This window comes from Acidovorax sp. KPB24-03, assembly GCF_057546605.1.
Genome location: NZ_BAAJYR010000344.1, coordinates 1 through 3762 on the forward strand (window position 1 = coordinate 1; position 3762 = coordinate 3762).

The 3762-nt window shown below is 67.7% G+C and carries 5 protein-coding genes; 1 reads left to right on the forward strand and 4 read right to left on the reverse strand.

Going from position 1 to position 3762, the window contains the following annotated elements; translation table 11 throughout:
• The 4 genes from AC27KI_RS20480 to AC27KI_RS20495 all read right to left on the reverse strand — a co-directional run.
• Nucleotides 1-521: anti-sigma regulatory factor (locus AC27KI_RS20480; RefSeq protein WP_487115549.1), on the reverse strand; the 521-nt coding region annotated here is incomplete at its 3' end.
• Nucleotides 512-916 (reverse strand): anti-sigma regulatory factor, encoded by a 405-nt coding sequence (locus AC27KI_RS20485; protein WP_272563946.1) that lies wholly within the window; start codon nt 914-916, stop codon nt 512-514. The genes AC27KI_RS20485 and AC27KI_RS20480, both read right to left, overlap by 10 nt.
• The gene (locus AC27KI_RS20490) at nt 906-1280 is read right to left on the reverse strand and encodes an STAS domain-containing protein (RefSeq protein ID WP_284409314.1); all 375 of its coding nucleotides are present in this window, start codon (nt 1278-1280) and stop codon (nt 906-908) included. The genes AC27KI_RS20485 and AC27KI_RS20490 overlap by 11 nt, the downstream gene beginning before the upstream one ends.
• Before the next feature lie 13 nt (nt 1281-1293).
• Entirely contained in the window at nt 1294-2136 is an 843-nt protein-coding gene (locus tag AC27KI_RS20495) for an STAS domain-containing protein (protein WP_284428716.1), read from the reverse strand.
• 571 nt (nt 2137-2707) lie between these two features.
• Here AC27KI_RS20495 and AC27KI_RS20500 point away from each other — a divergent pair.
• Nucleotides 2708-3673, forward strand: a complete 966-nt coding sequence (locus AC27KI_RS20500; protein ID WP_272563943.1) for an ABC transporter substrate-binding protein — start codon at nt 2708-2710, stop codon at nt 3671-3673.
• Nucleotides 3674-3762: the final 89 nt, after the last annotated feature.

Here is a 3762-nt window from a genome sequence, read left to right on the forward strand (position 1 = left end):
ACGGTCTCGCCCGCCAGCGGCAACCGGATGGCACCCACCCGCAGGGTCTGGGGCGGGGCGGCTGGCGCATCGCCGGCCTCGCGGTGCTGGCGCACGCGGGCCACGCACACCGTGCCCTGCGGTACGGAGGAGTGGATGTCGAAGTCGTCCGCCAGCCGCCGGACCGCGCCCAGCCCGGCGCCCTGCGTGCCGCCGGTGGAGTAGCCGTCGCGCATGGACAGCGGCAGGTCCTGGATGCCTGGCCCGTGGTCGATGGCAATCACCTCCACCAGGCCGAGCGCCGGCACGGCCGCGATCAGCAAGCGGCCTTCGCGGGCGTGCAGGTGCAGGTTGTTGGCCAGCTCGGTCACCACGATGGACAGGCGCCCGCTGTCGGTGTCGCCCCATTCCATCTCGGCGCTCGCGTGGGCGGCGAAGCGCCGGGCTTCGCCCACGCAGCTGGTGTCGCCCATCGCGAAGGCCGTGTGCGTCCATCCCATCAGCAACTGGGGGGCGTTGCCCGTGGGGGCGGCTACTTCCATTTGGTGATGCTCACGCGGGTCCCTTCGCCGGGGGCCGTGTGGATGTCGAACTCATTGACCAGGCGCCGGCTGCCCGGCAGTCCCAGGCCCATGCCGCCGCCCGAGGTCCAGCCGTCGGTCAGGGCGAGCTTCAGGTCGGAAATGCCCGGCCCCTCGTCTTCGAAATGCAGTTGCAGGCCATGGCGGCCCTGCCGCTCCAGCGTTTCCCAGCGCATGCGGCCGCCGCCACCGTGCACCAGCGTGTTGCGCGACAGCTCGCTGGCCGCCGTGATGAGTTTCGTCTGGTCCACCAGCGAGAATTTCAGCTGAGTGCACAGGACGCGGACCGTCTGCCGGCAGGCGACGATGTGCTGCTCCGACGCGATCGGCAACGTGCCGGCGGGATCAGCGGACAAGGGATGGCTCCTGGCGGATGCGCTCCAGCAATTGCATTCCGCGCTCCACGTTGAGTGCGGTGCGAACGCCTTCCAGGGACAGGCCCAGTTCCACCAGGGTGATGGCCACGGCGGGCTGCATGCCCACCACCACCGTGTGGGCCGAGAGAATGCGCGCGATGCCGGAGATGCTGCTCAGCATGCGCCCGACGAACGAGTCCACGATTTCCAGGCCCGAGATGTCGATCATGACGCCGGTGGCGCCCGTCTTGGCGATGCGGTCGGCCAGGTCGTCCTGCAACTGCATGGCGGTGCGGTCCTGCATGTCCACCTGGATGGTGACCAGCAGGGTTTCGCCCATGCGAAGAATGGGAATGCGGTCCATGGGGTGCTCCGGATCAGGCGGCGCGCGTGATGCGCCAGCCGGTTTTCTGCAGCGCCAGCGACAGCGCGTCCGCCAGATTGGCGCGCGTGTAGATGCCTTGCAGGTCGATGCCCAGGTGCACGATGGTCTGTGCGATCTGCGGGCGGATGCCGCTGATGATGCAGTCCGCGCCCATGAGCCGGATGGCCGCCACGGTCTTGAGCAGATGCTGCGCGACCAGCGTGTCCACGGTAGGCACCCCGGTGATGTCGATGATGGCGAGTTCCGATTCGGTCTCCAGGATGCGCTGCAGCAGCGTTTCCATGACCACCTGCGTGCGGTTGCTGTCCAGGACGCCGATCATGGGGACGGCCAGCACGCCGTCCCAGAGCTTCACCACGGGGGTGGACAGCTCCAGCAGCTCTTCCTGCTGGCGGCGGATGATGTCCTCGCGCGCCTGCTGGAAGGTGTTGGCCGTGCGCTGGGCCAGCTGGTCGACCAGCGCCGTGGCGGACCACAGGGCCGGAACCAGGTCGGCGGCGGCGGGCACCGTCTGCTGCAGCAGCGTGAAGAGGGGCTTTTTCATGGCCTGGACGAACACGCTGGTGTCGCCCGCCGTCTGGCCGCGCGAGGCGCGCGAGCGCGAAAGCGCTTCGAGCGCCTCGTTCATGCCTTGCCAGGCCGGGCCATTGGGGCCTTGCGCGTCGCCGCCAGCCTGCAGCGCGCTGCGCAGCAGCTGCAGCAGTTCGCGCGCCTGCGCCGCCGTGGCGCGCTGGTGGGTGGGGTCTTGGGCGCCTGCCTCGGCCAGCCACTCATCCAGGATGGCGGATTCGTGGGTTTCCAGAAGGGAAAGAAGGGCCGGGTGTTGCTGCTTCATGGCAGGGCGCTTTTCTAGATAAAAACAAATTCTAACGGGCGGGGCTGCACCGCCACGCGGGCTTGCCCTGCGCGGGCACCGGGCTTGTACCTACTTTCCGCGGGGCCGCGCCTGGGACGCACAGCGCTGGGGCAGTCGGTGGGTGGCGATGCGCGGGCCGCACCAGTCCGGGCCGTCGATGCGGGTCGCCGCCCGTTGCCGCACCGGGGGCTCCAGTGGCGGTGTGCCACCAAAGATAGAGGCTTTTGGATCGAAACAGGGCCGTTGCCGGGATATTTCCTGCCTTTGATGCTATGAAAATAATAGCATTGGCCGCAATGCCAGCGGAACGGGTCGCCACCGCGCCGGCCGGGCCCCGATCTTGCAAGCCCACCCGTCACCCGGACCGGCGCGAGAAATCGCCCGACTCCAGGGCTCCCGCCCGGTGGGAATATGCGTGTGCAAATGGGGGCCTGTGCGTAGTAACCCTGTATAGACAGGTCTGTCGCACCGCCATCATTCCGGGCGTCGGAGCAATGCGGCGCGTGCCTTCCAGGTGCGCGACTCGATCTTTTCTTGTGAGGAGCAGATGATGGGCCGATCGGTTTTGAAAATGGTGTCGCTGGCGGTGGCGGGCGTTTGTGTGGCGGGGCTGTCCCTGCAGGCCCAGGCGCAGAACGTGAAGATTGCGCTGGGCATGTCGGGCTGGACGGGCTTCGCGCCGCTCACGCTGGCCGACAAGGCGGGCATTTTCAAGAAGAACGGCCTGGATGTGGAACTCAAGATGATTCCGCAGAAAGACCGCCACCTGGCCCTGGCCTCCGAGGCGATCCAGTGCGCGGCCACCACGGTGGAAACGCATGTGGCCTGGAACGCCAACGGCGTGCCCATCGTGCAGATCTTCCAGATGGACAAGTCCTACGGCGCCGACGGCTTGGCCGTGCGCAACGACGTGAAGGGCTTCGCCGACCTCAAGGGCAAGACCATCGGCGTGAGCGCGCCGGGCACCGCGCCGTACTTCGGCCTGGCCTGGATGCTGAACAAGAACGGCATGACGCTCAAGGACGTGAAGACCGTCTCGCTCGAACCCCAGCCCGCTGCGCAGGCCTTCGTGTCCGGCCAGAACGATGCCGCCATGACTTACGAGCCTTACCTGTCCACCGTGCGCGCCAACCCGCAGGCCGGCAAGATCCTGGCCACCACCATCGACTACCCCATGGTGATGGACACCGTAGGCTGCGCGCCCACCTGGCTCAAGGCCAACGCCAAGGCGGCGCAGGCCCTGGCCAACTCGTATTTCGAGGCGCTGGAGATGATCAAGGCGGACCCCGCCAAGGCCAACGAGATCATGGGCTCGGCCGTCAAGCAAAGCGGCGAGCAGTTCGCCAAGTCGTCGGCCTACCTGCGCTGGCAGGACAAGGCGGCCAACCAGAAGTTCTTCGCCGGCGAGCTGATGCAGTTCATGAAGGAGTCGGTGCCCATCCTGCTGGAGGCCGGTGTGATCCGCAAGGCGCCTGAAAAACTCGAAGCCACCTTCGACGCCAGCTTCATCCAGTGATGGCACGGGAGCCCGCCACCATGCCCGCCACGACTGCCGCCCGCCACCCTGCCGCAGGGCCGTCCGCCAGCGCCCCCGCCGCGCTGCGG